This is a genomic window from Marinomonas atlantica (assembly GCF_001639725.1).
GTDB classification, from domain to species: domain Bacteria; phylum Pseudomonadota; class Gammaproteobacteria; order Pseudomonadales; family Marinomonadaceae; genus Marinomonas; species Marinomonas atlantica.
In genome coordinates, this window is record NZ_LTAW01000013.1 from 17,270 (window position 1) to 34,287 (window position 17,018).

Sequence of the window (17,018 nt, forward strand, 5' to 3'; positions counted from 1 at the left end):
CAGGTTGCGAATTAGTCTTGGTACACTTCATCCAATAGCGCCTGAGCGCCTTTCCCAAGCAGTTCATCGGCTAACTGGATACCTAATGATTCGGCATGTTCTTTGGCGCCGCGAATCTGACTGCGTACCATACGTTTACCATCGGTGCTGCCGACTAAAGCGCGTACATAAAGTTCTTCACCTTCAAACACGGCGAAACAAGCAATCGGAGCTTGGCAGCCACCGTTCAGACGCTTATTTACGGCACGCTCGGCGGTTACACGGTAGGCTGTTTCTTGGTGTTGTAAGGGGGCAAGTAATTTGATCAGTTCTTCGTCGTTGGTGCGACACTCTATTCCCATTGCACCTTGACCGCCTGCTGGTAAAGAAAACGTGTCACTGATTCGTGTTTTGATACGGTCTGCCATTTCCAAGCGGACTAGGCCTGCTGTAGCTAAAATAATGGCATCGTATTCGCCATTGTCCAGTTTACGTAGACGCGTATTGACATTGCCACGCAGGTTTTTTATTTCGATATCAGGACGGTGCATTTGCAGTTGGCTCGCGCGTCGCAAGCTAGAGGTGCCGACAATTGCACCTTCTGGTAGATCGTCGATGCAGTCATATGTGTTGGAGACAAACGCATCGGTCGGGTCTTCACGTTCACAAATAACGCTTAGGCCTAGGCCTTCAGGAAATTCCATTGGCACGTCTTTCATAGAGTGTACTGCAATGTCTGCTTCACCATCGAGAAGGGCTTTTTCTAATTCTTTAACGAATAAACCTTTGCCGCCAATTTTTGAGAGCGGCGAGTCTAGGATCTGGTCGCCTTTAGTGGTCATGCCCATCAATTCGACATTGATCTCAGGGTAGAGAGCCTCCAAAGAAGCTTTTACGTTGTTTGCTTGCCAAAGGGCCAGTTGGCTTTCACGGGTTGCAATGACGATTTTATTTCTCACATTCTCTCCTAGAGTCGACATCGAGTACGAAAATAACGATAAAATTTCGCTATATCATACTCGCTTGCCTGTTGGTCGTCATCCCGCAGCCCTTTATAAAGGGCGCGTCATCAGGTAATCTTGCCGCAACATTGATCTCAGACTGGGAAATGAATAAATGACTGATACAAACAAAACCACTAACCAGCAATGGGGTGGTCGCTTCTCTGAACCTGTTGATGCGTTTGTCGCTCGTTTTACCGCATCGGTTGAGTTTGACCAGCGTATGGCGGGACAAGACATTCGTGGTTCGATTGCACATGCAACGATGTTGGCAAAAGTCGGTGTGTTAACAGAGGCTGAACGCGACCAAATTATCCAAGGCTTAACGGAAATTGAGCAAGAGATTGCTCGTGGTGAGTTTGAGTGGTCTATAGAATTAGAAGATGTTCATATGAACATCGAAGCTCGTTTAACACAGAAAATCGGTATTACGGGTAAGAAATTGCACACAGGTCGTTCACGTAATGATCAAGTAGCGACCGACATTCGCCTCTACATGCGCGATGAAATCGACTTTTTGCTCGAAGAAGTAACACGTTTGCAGCAAGGTATTTTATCTCTTGCAGAACGAAATACAGACACAATTATGCCTGGCTTTACGCATTTACAAACGGCTCAGCCAGTGACATTTGGCCATCACTTGATGGCGTGGTATGAAATGGCACAACGTGATTACGAGCGTCTACTGGACTGCCGTAAACGCGTTAATATCTTGCCACTAGGTGCCGCAGCATTGGCTGGGACGACTTACCCAATCGACCGCTTTATGACAGCAGACTTGCTAGGATTTGAACGTCCTACATACAACTCATTAGATTCGGTAAGTGATCGTGACTTTGCAATTGAATTCACGGCTGCAGCTTCGATTACCATGATGCATTTATCTCGTTGGGCTGAAGAATTGGTTATGTGGGCCTCGGCTCAATTTAACTTTATTTTCCTTCCTGATCGCTTCTGTACTGGCTCATCTATCATGCCGCAGAAGAAAAACCCAGATGTACCTGAGCTTGTGCGTGGTAAAACAGGTCGTGTTTATGGCCACTTAATGGGTCTATTAACATTGATGAAATCCCAGTGTTTGGCGTACAACAAAGATAACCAAGAAGACAAAGAACCGTTATTTGATACAGTAGATACATTACGTGGTTCACTGCGTGCGTTTGCAGATATGATTCCAGCGATCGAAGCGCGTAACGAGCATATGTATGAAGCGGCGCGCCGTGGATTCAGTACTGCGACAGACCTTGCTGACTACCTAGTGCGTAAAGGCGTGGCGTTCCGTGATGCTCACGAAATCGTCGGTAAAGCAGTTGGGTTTGGTGTGCAAGAAAGTCGCGATTTATCTGAAATGACGTTAGTGGAGCTACAAGGTTTCGGCGACATGATTGAACAGGATGTGTTCGAAGTATTAACGCTTGAAGGTTCGGTAGCGGCACGAGATCACATTGGAGGTACAGCGCCAGCTCAGGTGAAATCTGCGATTGAACGTGCTAAGGCAGAATTAGCACAACGTTAATAAAACGACGTTTCCTCTGCAATACTCTAAAAACCTCGCATTAAGCGGGGTTTTTTAATTATTGCCAAACGGGAGGTCTTGAAAAGGAGCCGTCCGTAATATATCCATCGTGATATTCAGTTCAAACCTGAACATGTCTTTTTGCCCCGAGCAACCAGACAGAACTACCTGCCACTCTTCAGTGCTGCCTGGCTCGGGTAGCTTCCAACATAACCCTTTGATATTGACATAGCGAGTACCGTCAGCATCTTCTGTAATGGGATATTTCTGTTCTTCAATAATACCTTTCTCATATTCATTTTGAATATTTTTTGCTTTGTAGAGCGCTTGTCGAAATTTTGGTGAAAAAGCATCTTTAGTCGGGTCTAAAGTCGGTTTTTTGGCGCTGACTCCTTCAATATCGAGCAAGCTGTTGGCTTTCCAGTCAGGAGAGGAGGTTACCGCTTCGGTCGCATCGACGATGTCACTCAATGTGAAACGGGGTTGTGCCGTCGGCATGGGTACACGAGCTGCTTCTGCTGCTGGCGCTTTGAGTGGCTCAGTCTGTGAAGGCGGTTCGGTTATTTGACTTAGTTCTGTTGGGTCTTGTTTGATTGTAGCTGGTTCAGACTCAGATTCAGATTCAGACTCAGATTCAGACTCAGATTCAGGCGTGAGTTGTGCCGACTCCTCAGCGGCTAATATTGAAACCTGCAAATGCGTTGGTTCCGACGTTTCAGCGCCCCAGTGACGATCTTTAAACCATACAAATAGAGTGGCATGCAGACCTAGTGCTGCAAGCAAAGCAACCACCCATGGTTTAAGCAAGCGTTTCATTCGAGCATCCGTATCTTGATTCTAATTCTTTTGCGTACAAAACCGCGCGTATCAAGCGCTCACTATAGCAAATCACATGGCTTTAAACAGGCAAACCGCGTAAAGATTTTCAATCAAAATAGTGAGTGGGGGTGGGAATAAAATAGGGGATCAGTATACTGTCAACAAATTATATTAATGGATGGTTATCACTGTGCCTAAGCCTATTTTTTTGTTGCTCATGACCTTAGTTCTATCGGGTTGTGGAAATAAAGGTGCCTTGTATTTACCGCAGCAATCTTTGCCAGCGGACGCAGTGTCTACTTCCTCCGATCATTGAGGTGTTCCCTTGGACTTTTTTAATTACTCTGGTCAGCAGCTTCACGCTGAAGATGTTTCATTAACGGATATCGCAAATCAATTCGGTACTCCAACTTACGTATATTCGCGTGCCACGTTCGAGCGCCATTACAAAGCGTATGCGGATGCCTTTGCGTCACACCCAACGTTGATTTGCTATGCCGTGAAAGCGTGTTCCAATATTGCAATTTTGAATGTGCTGGCGCGTCTTGGTTCAGGTTTTGATATTGTCTCCATCGGCGAGCTAGAACGCGTTTTGCGTGCAGGCGGCGATCCGAGCAAAGTGATGTTCTCTGGTGTGGCGAAGCAAGCGCATGAAATGCGTCGTGCATTAGAAATTGGTATTCACTGCTTTAACGTTGAGTCTGAGTCAGAACTTTATCGCCTAAACACTGTGGCGAGCGAAATGGGGGTTGTGGCGCCAGTTTCATTGCGTGTAAATCCTGATGTAGATGCTAAAACACATCCTTACATTTCAACGGGCTTGAAAGACAATAAATTTGGTATCGATATTCAAGATGCCGTGCGTATTTACAGCGTGGCGCATTCGTTAGAGAACCTAAATGTGATGGGGGTAGATTGTCACATTGGTTCTCAGCTAACTGAGCTTCAGCCATTTATGGACACATTTGATCGCTTGATTGGTCTGATTGATCAGTTAGCTGAACAAGGTATTACCATTAAACATCTTGATTTAGGTGGTGGTTTAGGGGTGCGCTACCGTGATGAAGTGCCACCAGAGCCGAAAGATTATGCAGATCAATTACTGGCCAAGGTAAAAGGTCGTGATCTATCACTGGCTTTTGAACCAGGTCGCTCAATTGCTGCGAACGCCGGCATTATGATGACGAAAGTTGAGTTCCTAAAATGCACCGCGCATAAAAACTTTGCCATTATCGACGGTGCGATGAACGATATGATTCGTCCCTCTCTTTATGGCGCTTGGATGGACATCGTCCCAGTTAATTTAGGTGCGACACCGGAAGGCAAACGCACCTATGACCTAGTTGGTCCGATTTGTGAAACGGGTGACTTCCTAGGCAAAGATCGTGAGTTAGACATTCAGCCGGGTGATCTACTAGCTCTTCGCTCAGCCGGAGCTTATGGTTTCACAATGGCTTCAAACTACAACAGTCGTGGCCGCGCAGCGGAAGTGATGGTTGACGGTGATAAAACATATTTAATCCGTGAGCGTGAAGACATTGATCACCAGTTAGCCGGTGAGCAACTGTTGCCTGCTTAAGGAGCGTAACGTGTTACTAAAATTTACTAAGATGCATGGCCTCGGTAATGACTTCGTCGTTGTCGATGCCGTGTCTCGAAAAGTGTATTTCAACAAGGCGCAGATCGAGCGCCTTGGTGATCGTAACCGTGGCATAGGTTTTGATCAGCTGTTGGTTGTTGAGCCTCCCTCCAACCCGGATATGGACTTTCGCTACCGTATTTATAATTGTGACGGTTCGGAAGTTGAGCATTGTGGCAATGGTGCTCGTTGTTTTGCAAAGTTTGTACTGGATCGTGAGTTGACTCATAAACGTGTCATTGATGTAGAAACAAAGCGTGGTCAGATGCAGTTGAAAATCCAAGAGGATGGTCAAGTCTGTGTGGACATGGGAGAGCCTAGTTTCATACCTGCTGACCTTCCTTTTGTAGCAGATGAATTGGCTGACGTTTATGTGATTGATGTGGCAGGTGAGCATTTCGATTTAACGCCTGTGTCAGTGGGTAACCCGCATGCAGTGATTCGTGTAGAAGCACTAACGGATGAACTTGTGCACCGCGTGGGTCCGATTATTGAAGATCATGAGCGTTTTCCAAACAATGTAAATGTTGGCTTTTTACAGGTCTTATCATCTGATGAAGTTAACTTGCGCGTATACGAACGTGGGGTTGGTGAAACACAAGCGTGCGGAACTGGCGCATGTGCGGCCGTTGTGGCCGGAATTAAGCAAGGTTGGCTTGCCTCCAATGTTTTAGTGCATTTACCTGGTGGTGATTTGCGTATTTCTTGGCGAGGACCAGGTCATTCTATTGAAATGACTGGACCTGCACAAAAAGTATTTGAAGGCCAAATTTACCTATAAGAGAGGGTTCATGTCGGAAGAGGACGTAGTTAAATACTTACAAGATACGCCAGATTTTTTCGAGCGAAATCCTGAGTTATTAGAAGAGTTGACCATTCCTCATCCGGTACATGGTGGTGCGATCTCGTTATTGGAGCGCCAAGTTTCGTTATTGCGTAAATCGACCGCAGAATACCGTGGTGAATTTGAACGCTTAGTGAGCATCGCTCGTGAAAACGAAGCCATCATGAAGAAAAGTCGTCGGCTGATCTTGAAATGTCTAAGTGGTGACTCGCTTGATGATTTTGCTGAGGTTGTCGAAGAGGTGATGCGTGAAGACTTCGCGGTCAACTATATGTCGATGGTGCTGTTTACTGAGCAACCATTAGATACGTCCGTTCGTACGGCCAGTTGGGAATCTGCAGAGCCAATTATAAAAGAAATGTTGGCCCAGTCAGGCTGCTACTGTGGCGTACTATCAGTTGTTGAGTCTGAGTTTTTATTTCAGTCGCAAAGTGACTCAGTGATGTCTTCGGCCATTCTGCCTTTAGTGTCATTCGAAGGTGGGCGATTGGTTTATCATGGCGTGTTAGCGCTTGGTTCTAATCGATTGAACCATTTTGATAAAGACAAGGGCTCCTTGTTTTTAGATTACCTTTCTGACCTATTGAGTGCGCTGCTATTAAGGCTATTACCATGAAAACATTGATTTCATTTGACTTAGACAACACCCTTTGGGATGTCGACCCAACTCTTGTCCGTGCAGAGCATGCAATGGAGAAATGGTTCGAGGGTAACTTTCCAGGATTTGCTGAGCGTTTTTATACGCCCACAATGGACCCTATCAAGTTCGAGATTTATGAGCTTTACCCAGAGATTAAACACGATGTGACAAAGGTGCGCTTAGCGCAATACCGTTTGGCCTTGCAACGTTATGGTTTGCCAGCTGAAGAAGCAGAGCAACGAGCAGAGCAAGCTTTCAATGTATTTTACGATTGGCGTCAGCGCGTTGACTTGTATCCCGATGTCCACCCGATGTTAACAAAGCTCGCTGAACGATACGAACTGGCTGCCTTAACCAATGGTAATGCCGATGTATATCATCCACATATTGCATTGGAACATTATTTTGGCACGGTTATTCGGGCTGATAAAGAAGGGATTGCCAAACCAGATCCTGAGATTTTTACGCGCCTATCGGAACGTACTGATACACCAATGGACCGTATTATCCATGTGGGCGATCATCCTATTGATGATGTTCAAGGCGCAGTGAATGCTGGCGCGCGTGCGGTGTGGTTTAACCGCCATGGAGCGCGCCGTTGGAAGGCTGAATGGAGCGTGGTACCTGATGCGGAAGTGCATTCTTTACCAGAGTTGATTACGCTAATTGAGAACATGACCTTATAGCATTTTGCTATCGTTCTAGTTAAGTATTCTGATTTTGCCGTGACGTGAATAGTGTTACACTTACACCATAAATGAATAACCGAATTTAAGGAATTTGCGATGAGCGAAAATATTATCAACGTAACTGATGCTCAGTTTGAAGAAGAAGTTCTAAAATCTGACTTGCCTGTTATCGTAGACTTTTGGGCGCCATGGTGTGGGCCTTGTAAAATGATCGCGCCAGTTCTTGAAGACGTTTCAGCAGAATACGCTGGTCGTGTGAAAGTGGTGAAAATCAATGTTGATGAAAACACCGAAACAGCGCCTAAATACAATGTACGTGGTATTCCAACACTGCTTATTATCAAAGGTGGCGAAGTTGCTGCTACCAAAGTGGGTGCAGTTTCTAAGTCTCAGCTTGTAGAGTTTGTAGAAAGCGCTCTTTAATCAGAGAGAAAACGCTTACTTTTAAAAAGGGCCGCTTACGCGGCCTTTTTTGTGTCTAACTTTTTATAAAATGCAGTGTATCAATTTTTACGAGATAGCCTCGCAAGGTAACTAGCCAAGTCTTGTGAGCGAGAGCGCTTTAGTCTCTCCATTAATGTTTGCGCATAAGGTAAAAAAGCCATCAATTCGGATTTGCTCATAGGGCTGTCGTAAGGAATATCGACGGTTTCGGGGTTTTGATGAGCACCATTAATGCGGAATTCATAATGTAGATGAGGGCCTGTTGCCCAGCCCGTTTGGCCTACATAAGCGATAGTCTCCCCTTGAGACACTTTTCTACCCGCTATTATGTGCTCGGAGAAGCCATTTAAATGTGCGTATAGGGTGGTGTAGCCGGCACCGTGATCAATAATGACCGTATTGCCATAGCCTTTCATTTCCCCCACAAAGGCCACACTACCATCCCCTGAACTTTGTACTGGCGTATCGGTTGGTGCGGCGTAATCAACACCTTGATGCGGTCGACTGGTTTTAAAGATAGGGTGCAGTCGATGAGGATTAAACTGGGAGGATACACGAGTGAAATCGACAGGTGAGCGGATGAACGCTTTACGTAATGATAAACCGTCACGAGTAAAGTAGTCCGTTTGTTGCTCGAGCTGATAGCGCAGTGCTTCAAAAACACGGCCATTATTAATAAATTGCGCAGCGATAATATTGCCCGTGCCTATTTTTTCTTCATCAATAAAGCGCTCTTCAAATAATAAGGCAAAACGGTCGCCTTGACGTATATCGAGGGCAAAGTCGATGTCCCAGCGAAAGATGCGGGTAATTTGCAGTAATAACTTGTCTGAAATACCTGCCGCCGTACCGTCTACAAACAATGAGTTCTGAATGGTGACCTCTTTGTAAGCAAGTGCCGTCTCAATGGGGGTAAGCTGCTCATTGTATCGATAACCACTGTCTACTTGCTTAAACACATGAGCGCGTTCGCGGCTCACTGAAAGAGTGAGGTTTTTCAAATTATTACTGGGAACCAAAATGTTGGTGGTGAGTTTTTGTCCAGGTTGTAGGTTACTTAGTACATTGCTTTCATCTACTTGCAGCAGTTGGGCAATCTGACGGTTACTAACGCCAAGTCGATTCAGGGTGCGTGACAGTGAATCCCCGTTTTGAAGCAACACAGTTTTAGACTCAAGTGTTTGTGGTATTGGCTTGATATGTTCTGGCGAAGGAACGTCTGCTTTAGCAGGAATCGGTCCCGCACTTGTCAGAACAGTACTCTGCTTAGGTGTATTTGTCATAGGCTCTGAGGAACCGTCCCATAGTAGCAAACTACCCCCTATGAGCAGTAAAACTAAGGATGTCCAGAAAAGTCCCTTAGATAGCAATGATTTGTCCAATATTGAGTTCCAATTTTAAGCATAAAGCCATGTAATCCTATCAACTAAGTGGCTATAATTGAATGCTAATTATTTTTACTACACTAGGATTTGGATCTAACAATGACACAACAAAACCTCGACCTATTAGCTGATTTACAAGCTCGTGGGCTTATCGCTCAAATGACAGCTGAAGAAGAGCTGCGCGCTCACTTGTCATCCGGTCGTCGTACTTTGTATTGTGGCTTTGATCCAACGGCCGACAGCCTACACCTTGGCCACTTAGTGCCTTTGTTGGTACTGAAGCGCTGTCAAGATGCGGGACATAACCCAATTGCGCTTGTTGGTGGTGCCACTGGTATGATTGGTGACCCAAGCTTTAAAGCCGCAGAGCGTTCATTAAATACGTCTGATATCGTGGCAAGTTGGGCTGATAAAATTAAAGGTCAGGTAAGTCAGTTTGTTGCGTTCGAGGGTGTTGATAACCCTGCGCGCGTGGTAAACAACCTAGATTGGACTGGCAATATGAATGTGATCGATTTCTTGCGCGAAATCGGTAAGCATTTCTCTGTCAATGCCATGATTAACAAAGAGTCGGTTCAGCAACGTCTAAACCGCGAAGGTGCTGGGATTTCTTTTACCGAGTTTTCATACGCATTGTTGCAAGGCATGGACTTCGCAGAATTGAACCGCTTGTACGATTGTACGCTTCAGGTAGGCGGCAGCGATCAGTGGGGCAATATCGTTGGTGGTATTGATCTGTCTCGTCGTCAAAATCAATCGCAAACATTTGGTTTAACAGTTCCCTTGGTAACGAAATCTGATGGTACTAAATTTGGTAAAACAGAGTCTGGTGCGGTTTGGTTAGATCCTACGAAGACCAGCCAATACTCGTTCTATCAATTCTGGTTGGGTACAGCTGACGCAGATGTATACAAATTCTTGAAGTACTTCACGTTTATGTCAATCGAAGACATTGATGCGATTGAAAAAGCCGATCAAGAAAATGGCGGTAAGCCGCAAGCACAAGCAGTACTAGCGCATGAGGCAACTCGTTTAGTGCATGGTGAGGAAGGTTTGGCCGCCGCTGAGCGTATTACGCAAGCGTTGTTCAGTGGTGAAACGGACAAGCTAAGCGAACAAGACCTTGAGCAAATTCAACTGGATGGTCTACCAAGCAGTTCTTTAGAAGGTATCAATTTAGCGGAAACGCCAATGACCTCACTGCTTGCGGATGCTGGACTAGCCGCGAGTGGCAAACAAGTAAAAGATGCTCTGCAGCGTAATTCTGTATTTGTAAATGGTGTAGCAAAAGGCATGGATGACAACATGTCTGCAGCGGATATCTTTACCACGCAGAACGGTTACTACGGCAAGTACTTCCTAGTGAAATTAGGTAAGAAGAAACACCACTTATTTGCTCTATAAGCATGATAAATGGTTCATACTAAAGGCGCTTCGGCGCCTTTTCTGTTTGTTAGGTAAAGCATGATTGTATTATCGACAGAAACATTGCAAAGGTTGTTAGGGGAGCAAGGAAAGATCTATATTGCTTACAGCGGCGGTATGGATTCCCATGTTTTGCTTCACTGTGTGATGAGGCAGCTTTCTTCTGATTTACGGTCACGTGTGTCTGCCATTCATATACATCATGGTTTGAGTGACAATGCAGATGCTTGGGCGCTGCATTGTCAGACGATATGTGATGGTTATCAGATTCCGTTGTTCAATGAGCGGGTCACACTTGATACTCACCAATCACTTGAAGAGCAAGCTCGGCGTAAGCGTTATGAGGTGTTTGAGCGCTACTTAGAGAATGGTGATGTATTGCTGCAAGGTCATCATGCGAACGATCAAGCAGAGACGCTGCTCTTTCGTTTAGAACGAGGCACTGGCTGGCGCGGCATTCAAGGTATTCCTGCCCAGCGTCCACTCGGTTTGGGTCAACTTTGGCGTCCGTTGTTAACGATCTCACGACAAGTATTAATGGAATATGCTCAACAGCAATCACTTCACTGGATTGAAGATGAATCGAATGCTGACGTGCGATTCCGACGAAACTTTCTTCGTCATCAGGTAATCGAACCCTGGGAAGATAACGATGGGGCTCTTATGGCGCAAGTGGCTAAAAGTGCCGAATTTATGCAGTCAGAAGGTCGTGTTATTGAGCGCTTAATCAGAACCACTCTCCAGACACATATTAATGAAACTGGAGGACTGAATTTAGCCTCTTTGCCGGTTGATGAAAGAGCCTTTTGGTTGTCGAGTTACCTTAAAGAACAGAACGTTTCGCTCACGCAAGCTCAGTTATCTGCTGTTGTTGCTATGTTTTATGGCGCTCAAAGTAAGCAGCCTTTGTATCAAACTTCAGGGTATCGACTTGTGCGTTATATCGAGCATTTGTATGTATTGCCTGAAGAGCGTTTGCCTGTACTGGGTGCGCTCAAAAAACGCGTTTGGTTTGAACGAGAGTTTGATTGTATTCGTTGTAGTGAGGCTGTAGAGCTTAAATCTCGTCCAGAAGGGGAGCGTTTATTACTAGCAAATGGCAAACATCGTTCACTCAAAAAATGGCTACAAGATCAAAGAATTCCAATCTGGTGGCGCGACCATCTACCTTATATCTATCAAGCTGATACCTTGGTTGCGATTGGGGATCTTTGGCAGCATCCTGAAGCTATTTTAACCGTAGAGTGGCACAGAAATGAGCGTCTATGTTGGCCTAACTGAAAGGCCCAGAGGGTAGTCTGGGCCTTTGTACGTTAAAGAACATCTGCTAACGCTAGAAAGAGCGGCTGTATTGTATCCCTAGCAACAAAGCATCAGCGTGTGTCGTACCTTGAATGCTGGATAGCTGAGTGCCTTCTTGCACGTTTGTATCTTCACCTATGAGATAGGTCGCACCAAAGTCGATACTGCTGGTTTGACTTGGGCGGTAGGTAAAGCCAGCGGATAACCATTGGCGATCGGAATCAGGAACAGAAAGTGAGCGCATATCAGCTTGAGCGCTGGTATCGTACATATAGCCTGCACGCAACTCCCAAGCGTCATCCATGTAATAAGTACCACCAATAGAGTAATGCCACGCATCTTGCCATTGGTAGTTGTTGATTAGACCGGCTTGTTTGGCTTCCAGTACATCAAATTCAGACCAGCGAATAAATTGCACGCTGTAATGAACCGCGTATTCTGGTGCCAAGCGGTGATAACCTGAAAATTCAGCCATATCAGGTAGAGGCATTATTACAGTATCGGATTGTTTTGTGGGGGTAGAACCAAAACGGTAGACCTCTCCGTTTGCCTCAATGTCTGGGCTGTAATGGTAGTCTAAGCCAAATCGATTATTGTCATCGACCTCAAATAGTAACCCAAGATTGTATCCCACAGCCCAACCATCGGCCTCAATCTCTAAAAGATTGTTGGTATTAAATTGAGCGGCAACTACAGGATTGGCTGGTCGTATAAACGTACCTTTTCCATAAACGGCATCAATACCTGCACCGACAGCCAATTGATCGGTTACTCGATATGAGCTAACCAGTCCAAAGTTAACGCTTTTGACATCGGTTTTACCGCCGTATTCATAACCTTGGTAGCCGCTGCTGAATTCGGTTTTAGTTCCGAAGTTAGAGTAAGCGTTGAAACCCCAAGCGAACTTGTCGTCGACCGGTCGGATATAATGAAAGTTTGGTGCGACTGACGTGCCGCCGATATCATCAGTGTTTGCGCTGGTATTGCTTGCTGTTAGATTATTGGTGTAGGTAGTATCTTTTGTTTCTATATCAGTTGTAATGGTTTCAGCACCAATAGACATCGCTGGTGACTCGAACAGTGCCATGCCGGCAGGGTTTCTTGAAATGATGCTCGCGTTATCACCAATGACAGCATCACCTGCATAAGCTCGGCCTAGACCGGTCGCAGATTGGGCGTTGAGTTGGAATCCTGCCGCGTGCAGTTGAATGGTAGACAACGCAAATGCAGAAGCAATCAGCGTTTTCTTATACGGGAAAGACGAGGTCATAAATGGTTTCCTTTTTGTTATAATTCGGTTGGCTATGAACCCTGACGTGCAACGCCATTTGTAAGATTGTTCGTAAAACATAGCGCCATAACCAAAGAGTTTCCATGTTATTTTGTTGCGATATTAGTGGCAAAATCGTTCAAATAATATGCAGAATATGATCTGCATATTGTTGGCTTAGATCGGCGATTTGAGCATTGAGAGCATCGTTGATTTGAATCTTGTGTTTCGCTTCTTCCGCACTGATCCCCCACGCTTGTTGGTGTCTAATGGCTAATTGAGCCATGGCATGCTCCAGTTCTAAATGAATGAACCAACGAAAATCGAGAAATTCTGACGCTTTTTCAAAGCCATGCTGTTGGTGCAGCACATACAAACCTTCCACAATCAGTATTTTGATATCAGGATCAATTATCACATCGTTTAATACAGGATCGCCGATAGCATGATCGAAACTAGGCCAGCTAAGAGGCTTTGAGGGGTGCTGTTTGAAATGACGTAAATGTTCTATAAAACTCTCACTGTCGAACGTCCAGGGCGCTCCTCGCCGTGCAAGCGCTGCTTCTGGATCAGCCATAGCGCTAAGTTTCGCTTTGCTTATGTGAAAGCCGTCCATACTAACGCAGGCCACTTTATGAGGGTATTGCTGGTTAGTTCTATTACAGATGTATTCGGCTAACGTTGATTTCCCGGAACCAGGAATGCCGCCAATACCAATGATAATTCTACTTTTAAGGTTGGGTAAGAGCTTATTCACTTTCGTCAAAGCATCTTGGTACACAGTGTTATGGTCGAGTTTTTTTAATAAGTCTGATGAGATCATGATGTAGACGTATGACATCCAGTTTAGAAAAGTTTGCGTACAATATTACGTATTCTAGAAGGAGAGTAGCGAAATGACCTTATCCGAGCTAGCAAAAATAACTGAAATTGAAAAAGTCTGTATTCATTCACTTGAGTCTAACTTATACCAACTATCTATTATTTCAGAAGGAGAAGAACATTACATTACTGATCAAAAAGGTGTGTTTGTGACCAGTCATAACAAGCTTGATCTACAGAAAATCTTCACCAATAAGCAGGTTGAGCAGATGGTTCTGTGTCACCAAAGTGCTTACGATGAAATGGTGGGACAACCAGTGGGGGGTACCAATATTCTTGAAGTACCGTTGGGAGATCCATTTAAACAATAAATACATCCTTGCAACAGCGTATTTCTTCTTTCGAAAGTCTCTTCTATATTAATGGTAAGTTATTATTTGTACTTGAGGAGGGTGGATGAAAGCCATTATGCTGGATTTAATTGTGAGCCACATTCTCAAAGAAGCGGAAGATGTGATCCGCTTAACGTTAGTTGAACAAGATGGTGGTACGTTGCCATCCTATAAAGCAGGGGCACACATCGAATTGCAATTGCCTAGCGGTTTGTTGAGGCAGTATTCGTTGTGTCGTTTACCGACAACGGGAAAAGAATTTGAAGTGGCCGTGTTACGTGATCCAAATTCTCGTGGTGGCTCTGCCGAAATCCATCGTCTAAAAAAAGGCGATAAGCTCAAAGCGAAGCCTCCTGAAAATCACTTCCCTCTCAGTAATTCTAGACTCCCTGCTTTACTGATGGCCGCAGGTATTGGTGTTACTCCTCTCATACCAATGGCGCAAAAGTTATCTCAATCAGGTGCGGAGTTTTTGTTTCATTATTCCGCTAAAAATGCTCATCAAGCGGCATTCTACAGTACGCTCAAAAATGCTTCTTTCTCTGATAAAGTTGAATTTCACTTCACCAAAAAGCAAGGTGAACGGGTTGATATCCAAGCTTTGCTCGCGTCGTTGCCGGATAAACGTAATATCTATGTTTGTGGCCCAAATGACTTTATACATACTGTACTTGATACTGCGCGAAGTTTAGGCTGGCCGGAAGAAAAATTGCATTATGAGTTCTTCAAAGGGGTTACGTCTCCTGAGGTGGACATCGCCCCTCGGGAGACTTTTCAAATAAAAGTGGCCAGTTCAGGGGAGGTATTTGATGTTGAAGAGGGACTAAGTATCACGCAGACGTTAGAAATAAATGGCATCGATATTCCCATTTCATGTGAAGAAGGTTGGTGTGGAACGTGTATGACTCGGGTTGTAGAGGGCATTCCAGATCACCGAGATACTTTCTTATCAAATGATGAGCGTGCTTCCAGTGATTTGATCATGCCATGTTGCTCTCGATCCCGAAGTGACTGTCTTGTGTTGGATATCTAGATTGCCTGTGTTTACATAGATTTTCCCTGATTCACACGTTTCGTTTATAAAAGACGCAAATCTTGTCTGCTTTTACGTTGAGTGAAAGGGGGGCTGGTGCTATTATTTGCTCCCGTCATAAAGGTGCTTTTTAAGTGCCTTTTCTCATTTCGATCTCACACATTTAAGGCGGGCTTAATACACATGGCGACACGATATATTTTCGTCACAGGCGGCGTGGTTTCATCACTTGGTAAAGGGTTAGCATCGGCTTCATTGGCAGCGATCCTAGAATCCCGTGGTCTGAAAGTCACCATGCTAAAACTGGATCCATACATTAACGTTGATCCAGGCACGATGAGCCCATTCCAGCACGGTGAAGTTTTCGTGACTGAAGACGGTGCTGAGACAGACCTAGATTTGGGTCATTATGAGCGTTTTATCTCTACGAAGATGAACAAGCGCAACAACTTTACATCTGGCCGAGTTTATCAGCACGTTCTACAGAAAGAGCGTCGTGGTGACTACTTAGGCGGCACTGTTCAAGTTATTCCTCACATTACTGATGAAATTAAACGTCGTGTCATTGCTGGCGCTGAAGGTGCAGACATTGCTCTAGTTGAGATCGGTGGTACGGTCGGTGATATTGAGTCGCAACCTTTCTTAGAAGCGATTCGTCAGCTAAAAGTTGAGTTAGGCTCTCATCGAGCACTATTCATGCACTTGACGTTGGTGCCTTACATTCGTACAGCTGGCGAAACGAAAACCAAGCCGACCCAGCATTCGGTTAAAGAGATGCGCTCGATTGGTATTCAACCTGATGTGCTGGTATGCCGTTCGGAAGTTTCGATTGATATCGCAGATCGTAAGAAAATTGCATTGTTCACTAACGTGGACGAGCGTGCCGTTATCTCACTACCTGATGCAGACACTATCTACAAGATCCCACAAATGTTGGCCGATCAAGGTCTTGATAGTCTCATCGTTCAGCGCTTTAACCTAGACTGCAACATTGCTGATTTAGAAATCTGGAATAAGGTTGCGCAAGCGAAACTTAACCCAGAGAAGCAAGTAAACATCGCCATGGTAGGTAAATACATGGAGTTGTTGGATGCTTACAAATCGTTAATTGAAGCAATGGATCATGCGGGTATTCATGCTCGTACTAAAGTGAAATTGCATTACATTGACTCTGAAAAGGTTGAAGAAGAAGGCACTTCCGTGTTGGAAGGTATGGATGCGATCCTAGTACCTGGTGGCTTTGGTGAACGTGGTGTGGAAGGTAAGATCCGTACTGCGCAATACGCACGTGAAAACAAAATTCCGTACTTGGGTATCTGTTTAGGTATGCAAGTAGCTGTGATTGAGTTTGCGCGTAACGTGGCAAATTTGAAAGGGGCTCACAGCACCGAGTTTAATCTTAAAACAGAGAACCCTGTGGTTGGTCTAATCACTGAATGGGTCAACTCTGAAGGTTCAAAAGAAATCCGCTCAGAGCAATCCGATCTAGGCGGAACGATGCGTCTAGGCGCACAAAACTGTAACTTAGTAGATGGTACGAAAGCACATGCTGCGTACGGCGAACCAGTGATCAGTGAGCGTCATCGTCATCGTTATGAAGTAAATAACTACTATGTGTCAGCGTTAAAAGAAGCCGGTTTAACGATCTCAGGCTTATCTGGAGATAACTCACTAGTAGAAATGGTAGAAATTGCCGACCATCCTTGGTTTGTTGCATGTCAATTCCACCCAGAATTTACATCTACACCAAGATACGGACACGGCCTGTTCAGTGCATTTGTACATGCTGCGCTGAAGTATGCAGGAAAAGAAAAATAG

17 protein-coding genes are annotated in these 17,018 nt (G+C 45.0%); 12 read left to right on the forward strand and 5 right to left on the reverse strand.

What is annotated here, in order from left to right:
- Window positions 1-11: 11 nt before the first annotated feature.
- Window positions 12-938: a hydroxymethylbilane synthase gene (gene hemC, locus AYW75_RS17085; RefSeq protein ID WP_082856577.1), complete on the reverse strand. Its 927-nt coding sequence runs from the start codon at window positions 936-938 to the stop codon at window positions 12-14.
- Between the two features lie 157 nt (window positions 939-1,095).
- Between hemC and argH the strand changes: the two genes are divergently transcribed.
- Complete coding sequence (argH, locus tag AYW75_RS17090; RefSeq protein WP_067102094.1) at window positions 1,096-2,496, forward strand: argininosuccinate lyase; 1,401 nt, start codon at window positions 1,096-1,098, stop codon at window positions 2,494-2,496.
- A gap of 54 nt (window positions 2,497-2,550) precedes the next feature.
- Here the strand turns inward: argH and AYW75_RS17095 are convergent, their stop codons facing one another.
- Window positions 2,551-3,312 carry a hypothetical protein gene (locus tag AYW75_RS17095; RefSeq protein WP_067102097.1) on the reverse strand — a complete coding sequence of 254 codons (762 nt, stop codon included), beginning with the start codon at window positions 3,310-3,312 and terminating at the stop codon, window positions 2,551-2,553.
- Window positions 3,313-3,493: 181 nt separating this feature from the next.
- Between AYW75_RS17095 and lptM the strand changes: the two genes are divergently transcribed.
- From lptM to trxA, 6 genes are all read left to right on the forward strand, one after another.
- The gene (lptM, locus tag AYW75_RS18690; protein WP_082856578.1) at window positions 3,494-3,631 is read left to right on the forward strand and encodes an LPS translocon maturation chaperone LptM; all 138 of its coding nucleotides are present in this window, start codon (window positions 3,494-3,496) and stop codon (window positions 3,629-3,631) included.
- Window positions 3,632-3,640: 9 nt separating this feature from the next.
- Window positions 3,641-4,894, forward strand: coding sequence for a diaminopimelate decarboxylase (lysA, locus tag AYW75_RS17100; protein ID WP_067102099.1), 1,254 nt, complete (start codon window positions 3,641-3,643; stop codon window positions 4,892-4,894).
- A 10-nt stretch (window positions 4,895-4,904) separates the two neighbouring features.
- Entirely contained in the window at window positions 4,905-5,735 is an 831-nt protein-coding gene (gene dapF, locus AYW75_RS17105) for a diaminopimelate epimerase (RefSeq protein WP_067102102.1), read from the forward strand.
- Between the two features lie 10 nt (window positions 5,736-5,745).
- Window positions 5,746-6,414 (forward strand): DUF484 family protein, encoded by a 669-nt coding sequence (locus AYW75_RS17110; RefSeq protein ID WP_067102104.1) that lies wholly within the window; start codon window positions 5,746-5,748, stop codon window positions 6,412-6,414.
- Complete coding sequence (locus tag AYW75_RS17115; RefSeq protein WP_067102107.1) at window positions 6,411-7,124, forward strand: HAD family hydrolase; 714 nt, start codon at window positions 6,411-6,413, stop codon at window positions 7,122-7,124. Before AYW75_RS17110 ends, AYW75_RS17115 begins: the two co-directional genes overlap by 4 nt.
- A 99-nt stretch (window positions 7,125-7,223) precedes the next feature.
- Complete coding sequence (gene trxA, locus AYW75_RS17120) at window positions 7,224-7,550, forward strand: thioredoxin TrxA (protein WP_067030552.1); 327 nt, start codon at window positions 7,224-7,226, stop codon at window positions 7,548-7,550.
- Between the two features lie 80 nt (window positions 7,551-7,630).
- Here the strand turns inward: trxA and AYW75_RS17125 are convergent, their stop codons facing one another.
- Window positions 7,631-8,884 carry a peptidoglycan DD-metalloendopeptidase family protein gene (locus tag AYW75_RS17125; protein WP_067102109.1) on the reverse strand — a complete coding sequence of 418 codons (1,254 nt, stop codon included), beginning with the start codon at window positions 8,882-8,884 and terminating at the stop codon, window positions 7,631-7,633.
- Between the two features lie 171 nt (window positions 8,885-9,055).
- On the opposite strand from AYW75_RS17125, the gene tyrS reads away from it, so the two are divergent.
- Both tyrS and tilS read left to right on the forward strand, forming a co-directional pair.
- Window positions 9,056-10,360 (forward strand): tyrosine--tRNA ligase, encoded by a 1,305-nt coding sequence (gene tyrS, locus AYW75_RS17130; RefSeq protein WP_067102112.1) that lies wholly within the window; start codon window positions 9,056-9,058, stop codon window positions 10,358-10,360.
- 60 nt (window positions 10,361-10,420) lie between these two features.
- A complete protein-coding gene (tilS, locus tag AYW75_RS17135; protein ID WP_067102115.1) occupies window positions 10,421-11,662 on the forward strand; it encodes a tRNA lysidine(34) synthetase TilS in 1,242 nt (413 codons plus the stop codon).
- Window positions 11,663-11,714: 52 nt separating this feature from the next.
- Here tilS and AYW75_RS17140 read toward each other — a convergent pair whose 3' ends face one another.
- Together AYW75_RS17140 and AYW75_RS17145 are read right to left on the reverse strand one after the other, a co-directional pair.
- On the reverse strand, window positions 11,715-12,953 hold the full coding sequence (locus AYW75_RS17140) for an outer membrane protein transport protein (protein ID WP_067102118.1): 1,239 nt from the start codon (window positions 12,951-12,953) through the stop codon (window positions 11,715-11,717).
- A 139-nt stretch (window positions 12,954-13,092) separates the two neighbouring features.
- Entirely contained in the window at window positions 13,093-13,776 is a 684-nt protein-coding gene (locus AYW75_RS17145) for a nucleoside/nucleotide kinase family protein (protein ID WP_067102120.1), read from the reverse strand.
- Between the two features lie 73 nt (window positions 13,777-13,849).
- Between AYW75_RS17145 and AYW75_RS17150 the strand changes: the two genes are divergently transcribed.
- From AYW75_RS17150 to AYW75_RS17160, 3 genes are all read left to right on the forward strand, one after another.
- Window positions 13,850-14,146 carry a DUF6482 family protein gene (locus AYW75_RS17150; RefSeq protein ID WP_067102123.1) on the forward strand — a complete coding sequence of 99 codons (297 nt, stop codon included), beginning with the start codon at window positions 13,850-13,852 and terminating at the stop codon, window positions 14,144-14,146.
- Window positions 14,147-14,231: 85 nt separating this feature from the next.
- Window positions 14,232-15,200, forward strand: coding sequence for a PDR/VanB family oxidoreductase (locus tag AYW75_RS17155; RefSeq protein ID WP_231886238.1), 969 nt, complete (start codon window positions 14,232-14,234; stop codon window positions 15,198-15,200).
- A gap of 183 nt (window positions 15,201-15,383) precedes the next feature.
- A complete protein-coding gene (locus AYW75_RS17160; protein WP_067102126.1) occupies window positions 15,384-17,018 on the forward strand; it encodes a CTP synthase in 1,635 nt (544 codons plus the stop codon).

What these genes read in the sequence shown, in the direction of transcription:
- AYW75_RS17110 (WP_067102104.1), top strand. Translation starts at nt 5,746, where the DNA reads ATGTCGGAAGAGGACGTAGTTAAATACTTACAAGATACGCCAGATTTT.
- AYW75_RS17140 (WP_067102118.1), bottom strand. Translation starts at nt 12,953, where the DNA reads ATGACCTCGTCTTTCCCGTATAAGAAAACGCTGATTGCTTCTGCATTT.
- AYW75_RS17145 (WP_067102120.1), bottom strand. Translation starts at nt 13,776, where the DNA reads ATGATCTCATCAGACTTATTAAAAAAACTCGACCATAACACTGTGTAC.
- AYW75_RS17150 (WP_067102123.1), top strand. Translation starts at nt 13,850, where the DNA reads ATGACCTTATCCGAGCTAGCAAAAATAACTGAAATTGAAAAAGTCTGT.
- AYW75_RS17115 (WP_067102107.1), top strand. Translation starts at nt 6,411, where the DNA reads ATGAAAACATTGATTTCATTTGACTTAGACAACACCCTTTGGGATGTC.
- trxA (WP_067030552.1), top strand. Translation starts at nt 7,224, where the DNA reads ATGAGCGAAAATATTATCAACGTAACTGATGCTCAGTTTGAAGAAGAA.
- AYW75_RS17095 (WP_067102097.1), bottom strand. Translation starts at nt 3,312, where the DNA reads ATGAAACGCTTGCTTAAACCATGGGTGGTTGCTTTGCTTGCAGCACTA.
- AYW75_RS17155 (WP_231886238.1), top strand. Translation starts at nt 14,232, where the DNA reads ATGAAAGCCATTATGCTGGATTTAATTGTGAGCCACATTCTCAAAGAA.
- tilS (WP_067102115.1), top strand. Translation starts at nt 10,421, where the DNA reads ATGATTGTATTATCGACAGAAACATTGCAAAGGTTGTTAGGGGAGCAA.
- lptM (WP_082856578.1), top strand. Translation starts at nt 3,494, where the DNA reads ATGGTTATCACTGTGCCTAAGCCTATTTTTTTGTTGCTCATGACCTTA.
- argH (WP_067102094.1), top strand. Translation starts at nt 1,096, where the DNA reads ATGACTGATACAAACAAAACCACTAACCAGCAATGGGGTGGTCGCTTC.
- AYW75_RS17160 (WP_067102126.1), top strand. Translation starts at nt 15,384, where the DNA reads ATGGCGACACGATATATTTTCGTCACAGGCGGCGTGGTTTCATCACTT.
- tyrS (WP_067102112.1), top strand. Translation starts at nt 9,056, where the DNA reads ATGACACAACAAAACCTCGACCTATTAGCTGATTTACAAGCTCGTGGG.